Raw genomic sequence first — 2662 nt, forward strand, 5'->3', positions numbered from 1 at the left:
TGAGTATTGCGGAGAGAATGAGCCACTAGAGCGGAGTTTTGAGCCACCGTTTGCGGAAGAAAGAGCCAGTAAGTGCGGAGAAGGAAGCCACTGGTTGGTAAGGGTACAAAAAACAGCCATTGGTGTGCTACCGTCCAATGGCTGTTAATTTTATTTAAAGCTTTTATCTTCTAAATGCTTGTCAATAATATTAATGGCCCAAGCAACAAGTTGATCATGATCTATATCTTCATCTTCAATCCATATGCAGGAGGACAATAGCCTCTCTTCAACTATCATCATCACTTCATCAGGTAAATACATGTGAAAAAAATATTTGGCTATACGATTTTCAACTTCTGATGGAATCATTTAGGGACCCCCAATCCATGACGTTCTCTCATCGAAACTTCACCATCAACGAGAATCTTGTAGGAATCATGAACGATGCGGTCTAGAATCGCATCAGCTACCTGTGCCTGTCCTAACTTCGAATGCCATCCTTCTGGTGAAAATTGAGAACAGAAAATAGTGGATACTCTTTTTAATCTAGCCTCAATAATTTCCAACACATGAAGGACATTTTCCTCCGAAAGATCGGTTAATAGCCACTCATCTAGTATCAATAAATCTATCTTTCTGTATTTTTGAATCAGCTTACGGAAGCTACCATCCGCTTCGTGCTTTGCCAGAGCTAATTCATCAAGTAATTCGGGTAATCTTATATATTTCACTTTGTAAAATTGGCGACATGCGTGAACGCCGAAGGCGTTTGATATCCAGGTTTTACCGTTGCCTGACGCACCCATTAAAATGATGTTATGGTGATTTTGAATGTAATTTCCGGATGCTAACTCTAGAATTAGTTTTTTGTCCAGATTGCGATCAGGATGATATTCTATATCTTCAATCGCTGCTGTAGGCTCATTAAATGTAGCCTGTTTAATTAATCGTTCCAGTTTATTTGACTTGCGACGATCATACTCATAATCTACCAAGAGGTTGAATCGATCATCGAAGTCCATGCTACGATATTCTTTGTTTTGACCTTGTTGATGATACAATTCTGCCATCGCACCCATTTTCATTTCTGTTAATTTACGTAACGTTTCTTCATTCATCATTTTTTATCCCCCCAAAGTATTTGGCTCCACGAGCGAATCCATAATCCTCAGTATCGATGTGCCGACTACGAGTACCCATTTTTTGTTTTCGCTTTTTATTTCTTTCCAATATGCCTTTTAAAACAGAAACCGTTGGGTTTGTTGATATATCAAGTAACGTTTGTGTAGCTTCTTCTAGTTCATCTTTTGAGTGTTTAGTTGATAGGTTTCTTAGTGTACCAAGGGTATTCAATGCTTTCTTTTCCACATTCGTTTTCAATATATAAGAAACAAGTTTTATCATCGATGGCCCGATAGTTTCCGCCCACTCCCGATTGTTTTCGGGATTATGTTCAAGATAGAATCGATGATTATCTGGCATATGATCCGTGTTTGTAGAAAACTGACCCAATTCACCATTTATTCGTTTATGAGATGCAATTCTGGCCTCTTTGAAGTAAACTTCAAGTAAATCCGTAGTAAGTCGAATGTCGACAGACTCACGGACGTAATCATAGGGAACGGAATAATACATTCGTTCAACTTGGATGTGGTAGTTCAGTTGAACTTTTGCTGTTTTCCATTCTGATAGTTTATAACGTGTTTGGGGAAGCTGTTGAAGGTAGGATTTCTCTTCTTCCTCAAACACTTTTTTACGTGATCCAGGTCTTTTTTGAAAATCTATGTTATTTATTTCTTCTAGCTTTTCAAAGATTCGTAGATTTAAATCCTCGATATGGAAACATTGATAGTTTCTTAGTGGAGCGATAATCTGTCGAGAAATATATCCAACGGTTCCTTCGACACTAGCTTTATCTCTAGGTTTCCGAACGCGGCTCGGAACTATTACTGAACGATAATAATCTGCTAGTTCACGATAGGCTTCGTTGAGAATAGGCTCAGCTCGAAGAGCTTTCGTAACGCCTGTCTTCAAATTATCCGGAACCAAGGTCTCGGGAACTCCCCCAAAGTACTCCAACGCATGAATATGTGCGATGAGCCAACTTGCAGACTTCATGTCTAAAAACGCCTCTACATAACTAAATTGACTGTAAGGTAAGGTCGCTATAAAAACATATGCTGGAATTACTTCTCCTGTTGAACGATCCATAATTTCCAGTACTGAGCCAGCCCAATCAACCTCCATAATTTCACCGGGTTTTCTCCGAATCGGCATCGTCAATTTATATTTCCTCGCATATTTTCCGTACTTCTCGGTAAAAGTTCGATAGGCATAGGGAATCTTTCCACTTTCCCGTGCTTCTGTCGCATATTCATAATGTAATAAAATCAGAGTAACGTTCTTTCTTTGCAGCTCTTTATGCACTTTTTCCCAATCAATCGGGAAGTAACCCTTCTCAATTGCTTGTTTCTCTGGAAAGAGAAACGTTTCTAGCCAGGGATTGGTCATTGTCTCGTTCAAGCTCTCAACACCAAGTTTCTTTGAGCGTCGAACGACTTCAGAGACCGTATTTCTTGAGTGGCCAGTACTAGAACTAATAGTTCTTTGACTAATGCCATCAAAATATAGTTCCAGAATCTTTCGATAATTAACCATAAAAAAACCTCCTGTATATTAG

3 protein-coding genes are annotated in these 2662 nt (G+C 39.0%); all 3 read right to left on the reverse strand.

The annotated features are described in order from the left end of the window. Positions 1-150: 150 nt before the first annotated feature. The 3 genes from ACXYMX_RS16925 to istA are packed head-to-tail and all read right to left on the reverse strand — an operon-like array spanning position 151 to position 2640. Positions 151-351, reverse strand: a complete 201-nt coding sequence (locus ACXYMX_RS16925) for a hypothetical protein (protein ID WP_459045420.1) — start codon at positions 349-351, stop codon at positions 151-153. After that, a complete protein-coding gene (gene istB, locus ACXYMX_RS16930) occupies positions 348-1103 on the reverse strand; it encodes an IS21-like element helper ATPase IstB (protein ID WP_459045421.1) in 756 nt (251 codons plus the stop codon). The genes ACXYMX_RS16925 and istB overlap by 4 nt, the downstream gene beginning before the upstream one ends. After that, positions 1093-2640 (reverse strand): IS21 family transposase, encoded by a 1548-nt coding sequence (istA, locus tag ACXYMX_RS16935; protein WP_459045422.1) that lies wholly within the window; start codon positions 2638-2640, stop codon positions 1093-1095. The genes istB and istA overlap by 11 nt, the downstream gene beginning before the upstream one ends. Between the last annotated feature and the right edge of the window lie 22 nt (positions 2641-2662).

This window comes from Sporosarcina sp. CAU 1771 (genome assembly GCF_054482775.1).